Origin of the sequence: Spirosoma lacussanchae (assembly GCF_005870035.1) — a bacterium.
GTDB classification, from domain to species: Bacteria; Bacteroidota; Bacteroidia; order Cytophagales; family Spirosomataceae; genus Spirosoma; species Spirosoma lacussanchae.
In genome coordinates this window covers 658148-675365 of record NZ_SWJG01000002.1, presented here as the reverse complement: position 1 = coordinate 675365, position 17218 = coordinate 658148, and the positions used below count along the sequence as shown (strand labels likewise).

Genomic DNA, 17218 nt, shown 5'->3' with positions numbered 1-17218 from the left:
CCATGCGTTTTCTTCGCTACGCTGTTTTAGTAATTGCCGGTATATTCTGGCTGTGTGGCCTGTCGGCTACGGTATCGCACTGGTTATACGAAGCCGGGGTCATTGCCGACGATTACCGCTATGGCGACCTGTACCGGTTGTCAGCCCTGCCGCAGTTCAAACAGGAACAACCCTCCTGTACACCCTCCAACCGCGACAGCGACACCGCATCAACTCACCTGTACATTATCGGCGACAGTTTTTCGGAACCGCAGCGTATTACCAAAGATGATTTTCGGGTCAGCCATTACCAGCGGGTACACTGGTACAACAAGCAACGGGCCCAGCTGGACACCAGCAAACGCAACGTGTTACTGATCGAAACCATTGAGCGCCATTTTCGGGACCATGTGACCCAGCCCGTGCGTGAGCTGGTCGTCGATGCCGACACCAACCAGTCGCGGCTGCCACCGCCAACGCTCTGGGAGCGCATCAAAACGGATATTCACTGGAGCGATGTGGAACAACGGCTCGAAACAGCCCTGTTCAGTCATCAGTGGGCCTTCTGGTTCAAGGAGCTAAAAGCCACGCTGACCCTGCGCTGGTTTGACCGGGCCAATGAGGGGGTTAGTCTGTCGAGGAACAGACAACACATCTTTCTGAACTCCGACACCGATACCAGCAGCGTACTATCGTCCTACTCGCCCCTGACCAGCGCTCAGGTCGATGCCTATGTCGATAGCCTCAACGCAACGGCAGACTACTATAAGCAGCAGGGCTTCGATGCCGTATATCTGTCGATCATTCCCAACAAAGCGAGTATCCTGGAACCAAACCGGTACGCCTATAATCACCTGATCGAACGTATTCAGCAGCATCCGAAGCTGGCCGTCCCGACCATCGATGTATACAGTCCCTTTAGCCAGGCCCCTGCCTCACCCTATCTGAAGAGCGACACGCACTGGGATTGTGAAGGGCGGGCTATCTGGCTGCGGCTGGTTCGGGAGAAAATAGGCATCTAACCACTGACCGATGAATGAACTTTCGCTTACGGGTGTTGACCATCCGGCCGTTGCTGCCGACGACGTAGAAACCCTGGCCGACTGGTACTGCGCAGTGCTGGGCTATACGAAGTGGTTCCGCCACTGGAAAGCCGACGCGGGCCGGCCGGTCTGGATGCTACAGGCGCCTGATAATACCCTGCTCGAGATCATGCCAAAGGATGACACGACCCGGTCCCCCCGCACCACCTGGACACCCGGCTGGTCGCATCTGGCCTTGCGGGTTGCCGACATCGATCGGGCCATCGCCTATCTCGACCAGCAGGGCGTTCGCTGGGATGGCGAGCGGGTTGAGGCTATTGGCGGAGGCCAGGTCCGTAGTTTCTTCGATCCGGAGGGGAATATGCTTCAAATTCTGCAACGACCACCCGCCGACAGCTAACCGAACCAGCCTCCGCCGGTACTTAGTCTTTCAGATTTTTGAGGTAGGCAATACTTTGGGGGACCTGGGTGGCAATGCTGGGGCTTTCGTCTTCAATGTAATAATGCTGAACACCGGCTTTGCGGGCTGCCTTCAGCACAGCCGCCAGGTCGATCTGGCCCGTTCCCAGCGCCACGTCATTCTCGACGGGAGTCCCCCCCGACAGGTTGCCGGTAACGCCTTTGCGCAGATCCTTCAGGTGCATGAGTTTGAAGCGTTTGCCGTATTTGTTAAGCAGGGCCACAGGATCCTGGCCCGGAAAAAACGTCCAGAGAATATCCATCTCGAAGCTTACGTACTTAGGGTCGGTCTGCTGAACAATGTAGTCGAAGAGGGTGCCATCCTGATACGGCTGGAACTCGAAGCCGTGGTTATGGTAGCAGAACGTAATGCCATAGTCGTCGTTCAGGCGTTTGCCAATCTGGTTGAAATCCGCCACGGTTTTTTTGGCCATGTCGATGGTAAAGGGTCCATCGTGCGGAATCCAGGCAACCCGTACAAATTTGGCGCCCAGGGTTTTGGCGTTTTGGCCCACTTCCTGCGTCTTGTTCAGCGCATCCGGGTAGCTAACCCCGAACGAGGAGCACTTCATACCGCGTTCGTCGAGAAGCTTACGTAATTCAGCTGCGGTTTTCCCAAACAAGTTCGAGAATTCCATATCTGTTATACCCAGTGCTTTGATGGTATCAAGAGTTGCAGCCACATTTTTCGAGAAGCTGTTGCGATAGGTATACGACACCATACCCGGCGCCTGGGGGAATACTTTTTTCTGGGCCTGCACTACCGATGCCAGTAGCAAAAAGGCGAGGAGCAATGTGTTTGTCTTCACGAATCCAGCTTGATTAAAATAGACGATTAGCTCTTCGTGAGCCGTCGGCTTACGGAGCGTTTTGTGATTTCAAGCGAAAATCGCGCTGAATTTACCCATGCCGCCAGTCTTGATTTTCAAAAACTCCACTCCCGCATTCGGGTAAGTATTTATAAAGAAAACGGTCTGAATCCTGTATGACTCAGACCGCCAGCGAAGAACGCAGCGACTCGCCCGTGTGCCTTCCGGCCCTTATAAAGTTGAGGCAACGGACCCGGCCGCCGGTTGCCGATCTTTGTATGTACCGGTAGCCAGCCGCTGCAGAGTATGATAGCACAGATACGAACCCACCCCGACGGCTACAAAGAGCAGAATTGGTGCCCAGTAGACAACAGGCTTTCCAATGGCCTGAATGGAATACGTAGCCCCCAGCAGGTCGAAGAATAAACCAGCATAGGCCCACTCTTTAAGCCTGGGAAAACCAGGCACGAGGATGGCTACAACCCCCAGCAGCTTAGCCCAGCCCAGAAACGGAATCAGATAGACGGGATACCCCATCTCACGAAAGCCCTGAACCGACATGGGGTCGACCATGATATTAGGAATGGCGGAGCCCAGCATCACAAAGGCGAACAAACCGGTGAAGATCCAGTACATGATTTTTGTCTTTTTCGTAGCCATGTTTACCTGTCGTTTGGTTGATCAATCAGGTAAATATACCGCTCGGCACCCGGCCCAACGGGGGGTAAACGGGGCAATTTTGGGGGGTGATCAGGCCATCTTTTCCCATAGCAGCCCCTGGACGAAGCCAAAGAGGTAAAGCTGGCGCCTGCAAGAACGGCCACCAACCCGCCTATCTACAGGCGGGTTAGTGGCCGTTTCAAGACAACAGAAAGACAGGAACCTAGCGGGGGGCAGTTTTGTCGGTCTGCTGACTTAGCCTTTGGTAGTACTCATGCCCAGCTCGTTTATACTGTTGAAAGAGCCGTTCAAACTCGTCCGTCGGTAACCCCTGCGGTTCCCCGGCTTCGGGCAGCTTGTTATTTTCGGCAGACCAGTTTTTGCCTAAAAGCGATTTTCGTAAAAAAGGGATCGTCTGCTCGGGCGTAGTCTGGGGCTGACTTTTGCTGACTGGCTGACGGCCGAGCCTGATGGTACAGGTAACTCGCTTAAAGGCTTCCGATTCATCAATATATTGCATAGGAGTCTGGAATTATCAGTCATACAAAAAAGCGCTGGCAGTTTGTTGATGTGTAGTAGTCCAGCGGTTCTGTAGACAGACTTAAATAATAAACAAATATTGTTTTTTGTTCACAATGGATATTAACGCATTTCGGCCACAGTTTTCCTCATTTCAGCCATTTTAGTTCTTTAAAGGTATTTTTTCACAAAAAAAGCCCCAGTTCATGGGGCTTTTGACAGAAATCAGTGACCTGTTGGCTTCGTCACTGACCGATTGCAACTTTGACGTTAGGCGTAACATCGAACCTCCATCAGGCTGGCTGGGGCAGTGCCGTTCGTGGCTTTCAGGTGAATGGTTAGACTACTGGTCACAACCGGCTGATCGAATCGGATAACGGTATGGGTTTGATGGTTGGCCGTCTCATGCCAGATTCGCTCCTGCCTGTCGTTACACAGTATAAACTCCCGCACGCAGAAAGGCGAAGCCGTTTCGGGATGAATCATAATAACCGACTCCAGCGGGTGATCATAATCGGTATCAAAAAAGAGATCGACGCGGGCAATACGCTGCGTCGTGGGCCAGCTCAGGGTTACAGTCGGGTTAGGATCGGCCGGATCGGCCACGTAGGCGTTAGGCTGGCGGGTGGGCCGCTGAATGCCGTTGCGTATGTTCCCGGCTCCGAATAGCCGGATGGGCGTATCCAGCGCCAGTGCCATATTATACCCCAGCGGACGCCGTTCAGGGCACCAGAATTCGAACGTATCGACTCCGATATCTTCCGTTGGCTCCTGCTTGCCGTAGTTAGACACCGCGGGATTGATCTTGTTGAAAACCGACAATACGCCCGTTACCCGAAACAGACTGTACTGGAGCTGAACGGATTTGTTTTTGAGAAACATGACAAACACGTAGCACGGCTCCTCAACATGGGCCTGGAAGTGCAGGTCCAGGGCCTGACGTCCTTTTTGCAGCGGAATGCGAAGCGTTTTCAGGGTCACATCGGGCGTATGGTTATCGACCTTGCTGCTTCGCCGTAGCTCAACTGTCAGTTCTGTCTCTTCATCGGCCACTACCCAGGCCGTCAGACCGGGAACGGGACCGGCCGGCAGCGGCAGCATCTGCGCGGCCGATTGGGCCAGCGGCAGCAGAGGACCATCGGGCGGAAAGGCCGCCAGCCGGTATTCACTCGACGCCCGGAGCGTAGCCTGCTGAACCAGATCCTCCGGATCTTTCAACCGAAAGCCCGGAATATGATGCCCTGTTTTCAACAGTTCCATCTGTAGAGACGCAACACCTTGCGTCTCTGGCGCGTCAGCTGAAACCGGCTGGCGCACATGAGACGCAAAGTGTTGCGTCTCTACGGGGGTTACTAACTGGCGGGGTAATAGGGTATGCCGTGTACAAAGCGCGGCTGCCATGCCGACGGCCTGGCCTACGTGAGCGCTTGTTCCCATCACCCGCGACGATCCGAAGGCTACATGGGTAGCGCTGATAATACGCCCGGCCAGGAAAAGATTGGTGATGTTACGGCTGTACAGACAGCGGTACGGAATCTGGTATATACCCTTGCTATGCCACTGGTTGCAGCCCGGCTTTTCGGAGAATACGCCGTCGGCCGGGTGCAGATCGATCGACCAGCCTCCGAACGCGACCGCATCGGCATGGGTACGCTGCTCGACGATATCCTGTTGTGTCAGCAGGTAGTCGCCCTCGAACCGGCGGCTTTCGCGCTTACCGGGAATATGGCCGACCCACTCGAGCGTCATCGTTTCGGCTTCCGGAAACAGGCCGGAGTTTTTGATGTGGTTCCAGACGCCGTATACGACTTTCCACAGCTCCCACTTAATGGCTTCCGTGTCGTGAACGGTATCGAGCCGCCCCCCGTATTCAATCCACCAGAGCTGGCAGCCGTACTCCTGGGCGTTGAACCGGCGATAGCGCGGAATTTTAGTGATGTCATCGAGCGCATAGGCCGGTGGGACAAACCGGACGGGCCTGCCGGTATCTTTGGTGTAGAAATAAAGCGAGTGGCCCAGCAACTCACCGTACTCGGCCGTCGGGGCAAACTTCTCCCCAAACTCCTCGCGCGACTCCGCCCCCATCCGAAAGGCGGCTCCGGCCTGAAACGCCACAATCCCATCGCCCGAGGCATCGCAGAACAAAGGAGCCGACAGCTCGTAGAGGGTACTGTTCTGACTACAGAAGCCTTTTAGCCCGCTGATCGTGTCGGCACTGGCCTTTTCTACCTCGTATACCGCCGTATTCAGCAACAGCCGGATGTTGGGCTCGTTCATTACTTTTTCGAGCAGGATGGTATCGAAGATGAGCGGGTTCCCTTCGGGATTTCTATACAGGTTTTCAACCAGCAGTTCGTCGATAACGCCCCCTTCGCGGGCCCAGCGGTTGTTGTTGCCCATGTGCGATGTAGCGCCCAGTACCCACAGCCGAACTTCGCTCGAAGCATTCCCACCCAGCACGGGCCTGTCCTGCACTAAAATGACCTGAATCCCAGCCCGGGCGGCCGTAATGGCGCAACAGGTGCCGGATAAGCCACCACCCGTTACGATCAGATCGGCCTGGTGTCGAACGGTTTTGAGGGATCGTTTATCGGTTGCTTGTTCGCGTATCATTCGTTAAGTCAATAGATTGAAAAAGAACAGAAAAGCCCGTCGGTTTCAGGACGGCTACGTTGAGTGTTCGGTCGAAACCACGAACAGGCACCGTCAGATCGACGTGCTGACCGGGCTGCAACGGCGGAATAAGCAGATTGGCATCGGCGGCCTGCAATCGATAATTCTGAAGCGCGTAGGCCGGAAAATCAGCGCGGGCCACCACCCGGAGCTGCAACGTATGAAGCCCTTCGGGGCCCGGGGTGAAGCTTAGTTTCTGAATGGTCAGCGGGGCCATCTCGCGCTGATGGGCCGCATACAGCAGGCGTTTTGTCCGCTCCGGCCCTACCAGGCCCCAGGGTCGGTATCCGTTCGGGTTCGTACCCAGATGCCGGCTCTGGTAATCGTTGAATGACCACCACGATGCGCCGATGACATACGGCCGTTTTCTAATCTCGGCCATAACCTCTTCCAGATGAGTCACCTGACCGACTTCTCCGGTTTCCGTATCGGCCCGGCGGCCCCACTCGCTGATGAATATGGGTTTATCGGGATAGAGCCGGTGAATGTGGTCGAGAACGACGGCATGGTTGCCATACGTATTGGTCGACACGAAATCGCAGTACTGACTGGCCTCGCCATCGGCGGTCTTGGGTAATATGTTCAACCGCATGGAAGCAAACGTGTAGAGCCGGGTCGGGTCGAGCTGCCGGGCGTACTGAATCATATCATTGGTCCAGCGTTGTCCCGAAGGCGTTTCGGAGAGGTACTCATTCCCTACGCTGTACGCAATGACGCTGGGGTGGTTCCAGTCGCGCTCGGCCATCTCGCGAAACTGCTGCCGGAACTTGGCCCGAATGGTATCGTTATCCATCTGGCGGGGTGTCAGTTGCCAGTTGCCGGCTTCCGTGATGATAAGCATCCCATGCCGGTCGGCCCAATCGTAGACCGTTTCAGAAGGGGTGTAGTGGGTCAGGCGGTGCAGCTCCATGCCGGCTTCTTTCATAAGCCGAAGATCTTTCTCGACCAGCCAGTCGGGCTCCATCGACCCCAGGGTCGGATAATCGACGACCCGGTTCCCGCCCGCCACCCGGATGGGTTTACCGTTCAGCAGCAGCTGACCATTCCGAGCCTCTACCTTGCGTATTCCGAAAGGCGTATGGGCCGTATCCGACCCGCTGATCACCTGCAGGTCGTAGAGGGTGGGTTGATCGACGCTCCATAGTTTCACATCGGGCCCTTTCAGCAAGACTGTTGCTTCCAGCACACCCGTCTGGTTCGGGGCAATGGTGCCCGTCGTGGTTTTCCAGCTGAGTGCCAGCGGCCGTTCACCCTGCCGGACCTGTAGCTGCATACCGGGCGAGACGGCCTGTCCGGACGTATTGCGCAGGCGGGTCCTGACGGTTAGCACGGCCGTCCCTTTCGCCAGATCGGGGTTTGTTTCAACTTTGATATTGTCGACATACACGGCGGGTTCAACGGTCAGGTAGACCGGGCGGATTAGTCCGCCGTAGTTCATCCAGCCCGGAAATGGGTCGTTGGGCTGGTTGTTGTCTTTGGCGCCCGGTATGCTGCCCGGCAACCAGGTATTGTTGTTGACCGAAATGGCCAGCAGATTATCGGTACCGTCTGTCTTCAGAAAGTCCGTAACATCGAGTCGACAGGGGGTATACCCGCCTTCGTGCGCCCCTACTTTCCGGTTGTTGAGGTAAACGGTGGTGGCATAATAGGCGCCATCGAGATGCAGCAGCACACGCTTCCCTCCGGCGGGCCGCCACGGAAACGCCCGGCGATACCAGACCGTACCGGTATAAAACTGATACCGGGGGTCAACGGAAAAACAGTGCGGAACGGAGACTTTATCGAATCGACTGGCGGGCACCTTGTTGGAGTACCATTCGCCTGCTTCGCCCACCCCGGCAGGATCGAGCGCAAACTGCCAGTCGGCTCCGTGTAAGCGTATGGCTTTCGGCTCGCGAATGGTGTGCTGAGCCTGTACCAGGATACTGCCGGCGATACCTAGTACCGTGAGCAGGTATTTCATAACGTAATGCATAAGGGCTGTTTAGGGACGTTGCTGTATGGGTTATACATTGGTGAGGGTGCTGGGGGTGTCCGGTACGGGCGGGTCAGACGCCAGCACCTGAACCCGTCGGGAAGCCTGCCAGGGAATGAGGGCGGCCAGTAAGATTACCACGGCAATACCCGCCGTAGTAGCCGCTCCTGACGTGGCCAGAAAACTCAAGCCCAATAGCATTAACGAGGTAAACACCAGTGAGCCGGCTATCACCTGCAGCCCAAACCGGTTCTGCTGCCGAATGGCCTGCGCTTCTTCGGGCTGGTCGGGTTCGAGCAGGGCCCGATCCTGTTTCTGGGCGCGCGCCAGCCGGTAGCTCAGGTACTCGTCGGCCGGGGCGGCTGACTGCCGGGCTTTCCAGACCTCGTAGATCAATAGCAGCAGCAGCGGTAATCCGACACCAACGGCCGTTTCCCAGGACCGGGACAGCCTGTAATCCAGCAGCCAGGGCGAAAGCACCTTGAAAAACAGATTGACAAAAAGGCCAATACTGGTGATCCAGAGGGTTGCGCGGCTGGTCAGTCGCTTCGAGAACAGCGCCCAGAGCGGGGGCGCCAGCAACGGCCCGCCCGAAATGGCCGAGATGCTCAGCACCACCTCCACAATTCCGCCCGCAGCCGGCACCAGCAGCGCAATTCCGATCATGCCCAGCCCAAACACCCACGACGAGCCACGGGCTACCCGAATAAGTTGCCTGTCGGAAGCATTGGGCCTGATGAGCCCCTTATAAATGTCGTTGGTAAACACGGCCGACACCACGTTGAGCGCCGTGTTGGCGCTGGCGGAGGTCGAAAAGTACATGCCCGTGAGCATGAGCCCCAGCAGCCCCGGCGGGAGCACCAGCTGACAGATTTTGAGATACGCATTTTCGGTGTCGAGTCCGACCAGCGACGGGTTGATCGCTTTGTAGATCATAGGCGGCAGCATCCAGATAATGGGGCTGATGAGGTACAGACCCGCAAACAGAAACGCTACCTTCCGGGCTGACTTCGGGCTATCGACGCTGGTGTAACGCTGCACGAACGTCCAGTTGCCACCGATGTAGGCAATGTGATAGAAGACAAACGCCAGAATAAACCCAATGGTGTATTCGCCGTTGAGCAGGTTGAAGAAATCGTCGGGAACGCCCTGGGTGAAGCCCGTCAGCCCCCCCACCCGATCCAGCGACAGGGGCAGCAGGATAAACACGGCCGCCGACAGCACCACGAACTGCAGAATATCGGTTACCATGACTGCCCATAGCCCGCCCACGGCGGTGTAGGCAATCATGAAGATACCGAGCCCGATCGTACAGGGCACCAGCGGCAGATTCAGCGAGGAGCTAACCAGCCTGGCTACCGGATACAGCACCGAGCCTTTGATAAATACCGATACCAGGGTAAAAATGAAGATGTAGACTTTCTGTACCGTAAGTCCGAGCCGCTCCCGGATAAACTCGGCGGCCGTCAGCGCACCGGCCCGTTTCCAGCGCGGAGCCAGGTAAAGCCCTGTCACCAGCGCCCCGATGCACATAGTCCACTGAATGGTAATCGCCACCCAGCCGTACTTGTAGGCAATAGAACCCCAGGCCACGAACGTTCCCGCCGAGAAGAAGCTCATAAACAGCGATAGCCCTCCAATAAACCAGGGTACGGCTTCGCCCCCCGCAAAAAACGATTTCAGGTTACGCCCCGTCCGGGCAAATAACATCCCGATTCCCAGCACAAACGCAGAGAAAATGACAATAACGGCGGTATCAATGGTTGTATTCATAGACTATTGAGGAAATGAGCAATTGGCGGTTGAGTGGCAGTTAGTTTACCCTGGTTCACCCTACTGCCAGTCAAACTGCCAGACGTCGATCCCGAAGGGAGGCAGGGTCAGGCTAGGCCGCTGTGCATCCAGATTTTTCTGATTGATCAAACTCCTCAGTCGCCCCGCTCCGGCCCGGATACCAGCCGGTTGCAGCCGTACGGTTGTCGTGGTGGCCTGCGCGTGGCTGTTCAGCAGTACGATAAACAGTTTTTTCTGATCGGGCGATACCGCCGTTATGTAATCGATGTTGGGGTCGGCGGGGGTTACCAGCTCGTTGCGAATGAGCAGACTGGCCGGCTGACCGTAAATCAGGCCAGGCGCAAACCCATAGGTCTGGTGCGGTCCTACCTTGGGCGTGACGAACCCACGCGGAAACGACACCTTACCACCCGACCGCAGCTCGGCTTCGGCCATCAGGTAGTCGGTGATCCACCCGATCTGCCACCACGCATGGTGCGGATACGGCCCCGCGCCCCGGTTCATGGTATGCCAGTAATAAGAGGCCACACTGGTTTTCTCATCCACAAACGCATGGCGCCCAATGGCCGCCGAACGTGCCATATCGGCAAAAATCGGCTCTTTGGTCAGGCCATACATCCGCACGAACAACCCGGCATGGCTAGCCAGCTGAATGGGACCATGCCGGTTGGCCGATCCGAAAATACCACCGTGCTCGAAGCTGAGACCCGACTGCGTAATTTCCCAATCCTGACGGCTGGTACCGTTCACCTGTTTGGTGGCCTGGCTTACGATCGGGTGGGTATAGATCGAAGTCGTATAGAGTCTGGCGGTCCTGATGGCCGCGTCTTTATAGCGCTGATCTTTGGTGAGGTCGTACAGGTCCAGCAACGCCTGGGCCGCCTGCCCGGTTGCAAAGTCGGGCGCGTAGCGGGCATCGCCACATACGCCCAGAAAATGCCCTTTATCGACGGCATTGGTCAGGAACCAGTCGGCGCCTTTCCGGGCGGCCCGCAGGTACTTTTCGTCGCGCAACAGCCGGTACGCGACAATGAGTCCGTAGAACGTGGGGCGAACGTCCGGAATATCGAGGAATACTTCCTGGTCGGTAGCTTTGTCATAGGCCACCGCCCAGTTACCCGCCGGCTTTTGCCAGACCAGCAGCCGGTCAGCACCCAGCCGAAGCCGGGTTTTCAGGTCGGCATTATCCGGTTCGAAGAGCAGCATATTGCCAATATCGAGCATGGTATAATACGTCAGGCCAATGGGTTCGACCACGGGTCCCCACTCCTCCACGAACTTTTTGGATTTGGCCAGGTAATACTGCCCTTCTACCGCTCCCTTAAAAAAATCGTCGTTGGTTTCCTGCTGCGCCAGCTTGAAATTCAGCGCGTAGGGTAAAACGTTCTGGGTAAGCAAGGGGTCCTGGGTAGCCCCGGCCAGCATCCACATGGCGCCGTAGTCGGAGTTTTTCATGGCGTCTTTGTTGGAGCCGACCACCCCACCCAGATACGACTGCGCGCCGATTTTTTTACCTTCAAACTCTTCAACATTCCACAGCGACGTTTTAGGGTTGGTCAGGTACTGGTGCATCTGATGAACGCGATCTGTCAACGACTGCTTGTTTTGCCGCAGCGCTACCGACTCGCCGAAACGAAAGACGTCATAAACGGCATGGTTCAGCATCTTGTACCAGTCGCCATCGAGCAGGCTGATCCGCACCGAGTATGTAAAGACCTCCCCGGCTTTACGCTCCGATTTCGGCTCGCCCAGCACCGGAAAATACAGGGTCGGGCTCAGTTGCGAGCGCCGGTTTTTGTGAGACAAACCAATATTCCAGTCTTCCTGGGTAATTTTATCGACGGCCCAGGGATCGCGGCCCAGCGACGGATCGGGAATGACAGCCAGGGTCTGACCGCTTTTCGTGCTGACCATCGGGCATAAGGTACTGGCACACCGCTCCCGGTAGATGACGGGTAGGTCGGGAACCCCCTGCCCGTAGGCGTAGGCCCGCACAAAATCACGCTGGATGGCATCGCCCTGACAGTAGCCCGGAACCGCAGCCCAGCGCATATCCGTTTCGGCAACGGTAGCCACTGTAGGGCTGGCCGACGAGTAGAAGCCTGGCTTTTTTACCGTAACCGTTTGGCTGACAAGCAGGTCAGACGGGTGTCGGGCATCGATCGACCAGTCCGACACGATGGTGGCTACCTCGGTTTCGTGCCGGAACCGAATGCGGTTCGGGCCTGACTGACTCGCTTCCTGCGGGAAGAAGTGATAAGCCGTACCGGCGGTATTAAGTCCCACGCTGTTGGTCGTCTGGCGCCACTGGTCACGCTGATAATGATAGGCCTCGCCCGGAAACACCTGGCCCGTGTTGTCAGTAAAGGTTCGTTCCGGTTCGGCAGCGGGTTTACTGGCCGTATAGAGCAGGGTAAACTCGCCCGACGGATTTGCCACCGGTTTCCACTGGCTGGCCTGCCTGACCGACAGCTCGGCCAGCTGATAGCCGCTGGCACCCGCCCGCCAGCGAAGCCGAATCTGCTCGTTGCCCAGCGCTATCGACTTAGCCGACTGCGCCCAGGCTACGGTTGCCGGCAGCAGCCCGACCAGCAGCCAAAGGCCCCGGCGTACGTACGCCCTGCTCGTCCGGTTTCTGATCATCTGATTAGTGATTGTGTTCATTTCCAGTCGGGGTTCTGCTCCAGTTTCGGGTTTGCATTCAGTTCGTCGAGCGGTATCGGAAAATACCGGTTTCGGGCCTGTACAGGGCGTGTTGGGTAAACGTTGTTAACGGCTTTGGGCACCTCGGTCAGGTACTTGCCCGTACGGGTCAGGTCATACCAGCGGTCACCTTCGGCAAAAAACTCCCACGACCGCTCCTGTATGACAGCATCAATGAACGCATCTTTACTCAAACCGGTCCGCAAATCATCCAACCCGGCCCGTCTCCGAACCACGTTGATGAACCCGTAAGCCAGCGCGGTGGGCCCGTTCTGACGCGCTTCGGCTTCGGCAGCAACCAGATACACATCGGGCAACCTAAGAATCGGGATGTTGGGCAGGTTGCCCACCGTCGAAACGGGGTCCTGGTATTTTTTAATGAGTACCCCCTGGGTCGTGATCGGGGTGATACTACGCTGCGGCACCACCCGATTGCTCCGGTCCACGTAGCTCGTGTCGAGTAACTGCCGCCGTTTGTCTTTCGGGTCGAACGAGTTGAAGAACGACTGGTAGGCAAACATGGACCCAAATGAGGCCCGTGAGTACTCGGCACCGGCGCTGTTTGGCGGTCCACAGAGACCCGACAGCTGATGGCCCCGGCTGGGGCTGAAGCCGCCTTCTGACTCATATGCCCAGATATTCTCGACCCGAGCCAGATCTTCGCGGTCGTAGCGGTACACGTCACGTACATCGGGCATGAGCGAGTATTTGCCGGCGTTGATCACCTCCTGTGCTTTTTGCAGCGCCCTTGCCCAGTCTTCGTTATATAGTGCTACTTTGGCGTACAGGGCATTCACCGCTTCTTTAGAGGGGCGCCCTTTCTCGACCGTCGGCCCGGATACCAGTCCGGCCGCCACGGCCTGATCGAGATCACTGTAAATCTGTTTGTAGACATCGGCCCGGGCGCTTTTGCCTACTATCGCTTCGGTCTGATCGACACTGGCATTGATTTTGACCGGCACATCTCCAAAATTTTTGGTCAGTGTCCAGTGGTAAAACGCCCGCAGAAAATAGGCTTCGCCCACGATCTGCGCCCGGCGGGTGGCGTCCATGCTGGCACTGGGCACCTTTTCGATGATCCAGTTGGCCTTTTCGATACCGTCGTAGCAGGAGGTCCAGATCTGTTGCGGAGCTTCGTTTAACCGGCCGGCGGTGCGCTGGGTCGTGTAGTTGGGATCGTACGAAAACAGCGTGAGCGTGTTGCGCCCTACCACCGCCCGCGGGTAGCACTGATCGGCGCTGAAGTCCGAAACGATTGTCAGTGCCGGCCCCACACACATATCGGCAATGGGGTCATATACCGCAATCAGGCCCTTTTCGGCGTCAGCTGCGGTTTTGTAGAAAGCTTCGGTATAAATCGAGGAGTAGATTGTTTCCTCCAGCTCACACGAGCTAAGCGTCAGCACAAAGGCCAGTATAGGAATAAGTGTCTTTCTCATGGCAGAAAATAGATTGAGGGATTGTGCAGCTCAGCCATCGGGCGACGTTCGCTCAATGGCTCAGTCTCTAATTAGAATGTGACCTGCAGACCGCCGAGGAAGGAACGGGCCGGTGGGTAGACCAGATTGTCGACACCGATGACGGTATTGCTGCCCGCGTAGGTGTTTACCTCCGGATCGAAGCCAGTATAACTCGTCAGGGTAAAGAGGTTATTGGCGCTGCCATAAATCCGGATGCGTTCGATTCCTTTCACCCTGGGCAGGGTGTAGCCGAGCGTAATATTCTTGCAGCGTATGTACGAACCGTCTTCTACGAACCGATCACTCACGGGCAGACGGCTGCCCTGGGCCGCACTGGCAAACTCGTTGTTCGGGTTCGTGGGCGACCAGCGGTTGGCCACGCCTTTCAGCAGGTTTCGCTGCCCCAGCGGAGTCTCGAAGGCAAAGCGGGCCTGGTTGAAAATATCGTTGCCCTGCGTACCAGACAGAAACGCACCCAGGTCGAAGTTCCGGTAGGCCAGGTTGGTAGAGAACCCGAAGATAAACGATGGGTTGGGGTTACCCGTGATGGTCTGATCAGCGGCCGTAATGGTGCCGTCGCCATTCAGGTCTTTCACTTTATGACCACCCAGACGCCCGTCATACCCCGGCAGAATGGTTTCGCCGGTCTGGTTGATACCGTCGAACACGTAGGTTTTGAACAGGCCCAGTGGCTGTCCGACGCCCAGAATGCTGTACGTGGTTACGAACCGCTCCCGGGTGGTGCCGCCATCCAGATCCAGTATTTTGTTCCGGTTCACGGTCGCGTTGGCCGACACATCCCAGCGTAAAGCGCCCTGCAGGATGCGCGCATTGGTGGCCACTTCAACACCCCGGTTCTGAAGCCCCGCAAAATTACCCGTGATGCTCCCGTATCCCGATGACAGCGGCAGGGTCTTTATGTACAACAGATCGCGGGTATTTTTATCGTAAACATCGACAACCAGACTCAGTCGGTTGTTGAACAGGCTGACATCCAGCCCAATGTTTGTCTGAGCCGATTTCTCCCAGCGCAGGTCAGGGTTGGCAATGCCCGAGGGGTTGATACCGGTCAGGTACACATGGTTGAACTGATAGTCGCTGCCCGACGAGGCCACGGTAGCCAGCGACTGGTACGGGTTGATGCCGCCCGCGTTGCCGGTGATGCCCCAGCTCGCGCGCAGTTTCAGATCGGTCAGCCAGCTTACGTTCTTCAGGAAAGGTTCTTCGATCAGGCGCCAGGCCGCCGATACCGCCGGGAAAAAACCGTATTTGTGGTTGGCGCCAAACTTGCTCGATCCATCGGCCCGGGCCGTCAGGTCTACAAAATACTTGTCCTTATAGCCATAGTTGACCCGCCCCAGGTAAGAGTCGAGCCGCTCTTTGCTGCGGCCGCTGCTTACCGTTCGGGCCAGCGCCAGCTGCAGGGCTTCGTTACGGGTAGCATCGTTAGGAAAACCGGTGGCATTGATCGTGTTCGAGTTCGACAGGTTGTTCTGGGTCGCAAATACGCCTGTAAACTTCAGGCTGTGCTGACTGGCCAGGGTAGCCACGTAGGTCAGTATACTTTCGTGCAGCAGAACGGTGCTGTTTGCGTTTACTTTAGAGCCGGAACCCGAATTGTCGTTCAGGTCGTTTCGGGAAATAATGGACCGGGGCGAATACGTATCGCGCAGGCTGCTTTGCAGATCTACGTTGAACGACGCGCGATAGGTTAGCCCCTTGATCAGGCTGGCTTCGCCGTAAAAATTGGCCAGCGTACGCCGAATGCCGATCTGGTTGGTGATCGAGGCCAGACCCAGCGGGTTGGCTACTTCGCGGTACTGGCCGTTACCCTGTTCGCCGAACGGAAAAATGCTGCCATCGTCGCGGTAGGCCCGCAGCGTTGGCGGAGCCCCAACAGCCGCCCCCAGAATACTGCTCGTCACCACATCGCCATCGCCCAGGCTGGTAGCCCCGTAAGGGACGTTTTTGCTCTGCGAATAACTTCCCAGAATACTGGCGCCCATTTTGACCCGCTCGCTGATGCGATGGTCGAGGTTGACGCGCATGGAGTAGCGCCTGAAGCCCGAGTTGATGACGATGCCATCCTGCGAGAAATAGTTGCCCGACACGGCCAGCTGCGTTTTCTCCGAGCCGCCGTTGATACTGAGCTGATGATTCTGAATCGGGGCCGACTGAAACACCAGGTTCTGCCAGTTTACCCCCTCGCCGAGACTGCCGGGGTTAGGATAGAAATTGTTCTTGAACACCTCGTTTTCGAGCTGGGCAAACTCGGCGGCATTCAGTACTGGCAGCGTTTTGGCCACCTGCTGGGTACCGTAATAGCCATCGTAGGTAACCCGGGTTACGCCGGCCCTACCCCGTTTGGTTGTGATCAGGACCACCCCGTTGGCGGCCCGTGAGCCGTAAATGGCCGTTGCCGACGCGTCTTTCAGCACCTCAACCGACTCGATATCGCTCGGGTTGATGGTCGACAGCGGGCTTACGTCGGTAATTCCTCCTCCATTTGAAATCTGAATCCCATCCACGATATATAGCGGCTCCGATGTGCCGTTGATGGAGTTGGTACCCCGAATCCTGACGCTGATGTTGCCACCCGGTGCGCCCGAGTTCTGGCTGATCTGCACCCCCGATACCCGCGCCTGCAGGCCCTGGGCTACGTTCGACACGGGTGTTTGTACCAGGTCGGCCGATTTTACCGAGGCAATAGACCCCGTTGTTTCGATTTTCCGCTGCGTACCGTAGCCCACAACGACGACTTCACTCAGCGACCGGTCGTCGGTCTGTAAGATGACATCGATGCTGCTGCGGTTGCCAATGGGTACGTCCTGCGGCTGGTAGCCGATGTACGAGAACGCCAGTGTGCTGTTCGGCCCCGGTACTGACAACGAGTAACGACCATCAGCATTCGTAGTGGTACCCTGCTGGGTTCCTTTCACAACCACGTTGACACCCGGCAGCGCGATGCCATCGGGCCCGGTAACCTGACCGTTAACCAAGCGGTTCTGCGCCAGGGCGGTCGCTACTGTACAGGCAATCAGCAGCCACAGACAGCCCATAAAACGTATTATTTTCTCCATGAGGTGAATATAGGAATAGTTAAATTTTTTACTGTTTTTAAATTGAAGAAGCTATAGACTGCAC

Annotated in this window: 11 protein-coding genes; 2 read left to right on the top strand and 9 right to left on the bottom strand. The window is 56.7% G+C overall.

Annotated elements, in window-relative coordinates; all coding sequences use genetic code 11:
- Positions 1-2: 2 nt before the first annotated feature.
- A complete protein-coding gene (locus FBR45_RS13160) occupies positions 3-1001 on the top strand; it encodes a hypothetical protein (RefSeq protein ID WP_138503011.1) in 999 nt (332 codons plus the stop codon).
- Positions 1002-1011: 10 nt separating this feature from the next.
- Positions 1012-1422, top strand: a complete 411-nt coding sequence (locus FBR45_RS13155) for a VOC family protein (RefSeq protein WP_138503009.1) — start codon at positions 1012-1014, stop codon at positions 1420-1422.
- A gap of 22 nt (positions 1423-1444) precedes the next feature.
- Here the strand turns inward: FBR45_RS13155 and FBR45_RS13150 are convergent, their stop codons facing one another.
- From FBR45_RS13150 to FBR45_RS13110, 9 genes are all read right to left on the bottom strand, one after another.
- Positions 1445-2290 (bottom strand): sugar phosphate isomerase/epimerase family protein, encoded by an 846-nt coding sequence (locus tag FBR45_RS13150; RefSeq protein WP_394344372.1) that lies wholly within the window; start codon positions 2288-2290, stop codon positions 1445-1447.
- Positions 2291-2521: 231 nt separating this feature from the next.
- Positions 2522-2950, bottom strand: coding sequence for a DoxX family protein (locus FBR45_RS13145; protein ID WP_138503007.1), 429 nt, complete (start codon positions 2948-2950; stop codon positions 2522-2524).
- 223 nt (positions 2951-3173) lie between these two features.
- Entirely contained in the window at positions 3174-3470 is a 297-nt protein-coding gene (locus FBR45_RS13140; RefSeq protein ID WP_138503005.1) for a hypothetical protein, read from the bottom strand.
- Positions 3471-3739: 269 nt separating this feature from the next.
- On the bottom strand, positions 3740-6082 hold the full coding sequence (locus tag FBR45_RS13135) for an FAD-dependent oxidoreductase (RefSeq protein ID WP_138503003.1): 2343 nt from the start codon (positions 6080-6082) through the stop codon (positions 3740-3742).
- The gene (locus tag FBR45_RS13130; protein ID WP_138503000.1) at positions 6057-8105 is read right to left on the bottom strand and encodes a glycoside hydrolase family 2 protein; all 2049 of its coding nucleotides are present in this window, start codon (positions 8103-8105) and stop codon (positions 6057-6059) included. The genes FBR45_RS13135 and FBR45_RS13130 overlap by 26 nt, the downstream gene beginning before the upstream one ends.
- 42 nt (positions 8106-8147) lie before the next feature.
- Positions 8148-9890, bottom strand: coding sequence for a sodium:solute symporter family protein (locus FBR45_RS13125; RefSeq protein ID WP_138502998.1), 1743 nt, complete (start codon positions 9888-9890; stop codon positions 8148-8150).
- A gap of 60 nt (positions 9891-9950) precedes the next feature.
- Positions 9951-12575, bottom strand: a complete 2625-nt coding sequence (locus FBR45_RS13120) for a glycerophosphoryl diester phosphodiesterase (RefSeq protein ID WP_246082222.1) — start codon at positions 12573-12575, stop codon at positions 9951-9953.
- Positions 12572-14053 (bottom strand): RagB/SusD family nutrient uptake outer membrane protein, encoded by a 1482-nt coding sequence (locus FBR45_RS13115; RefSeq protein WP_138502996.1) that lies wholly within the window; start codon positions 14051-14053, stop codon positions 12572-12574. The genes FBR45_RS13120 and FBR45_RS13115 overlap by 4 nt, the downstream gene beginning before the upstream one ends.
- A gap of 71 nt (positions 14054-14124) precedes the next feature.
- The gene (locus FBR45_RS13110) at positions 14125-17154 is read right to left on the bottom strand and encodes a SusC/RagA family TonB-linked outer membrane protein (protein ID WP_138502993.1); all 3030 of its coding nucleotides are present in this window, start codon (positions 17152-17154) and stop codon (positions 14125-14127) included.
- Positions 17155-17218 lie beyond the last annotated feature (64 nt).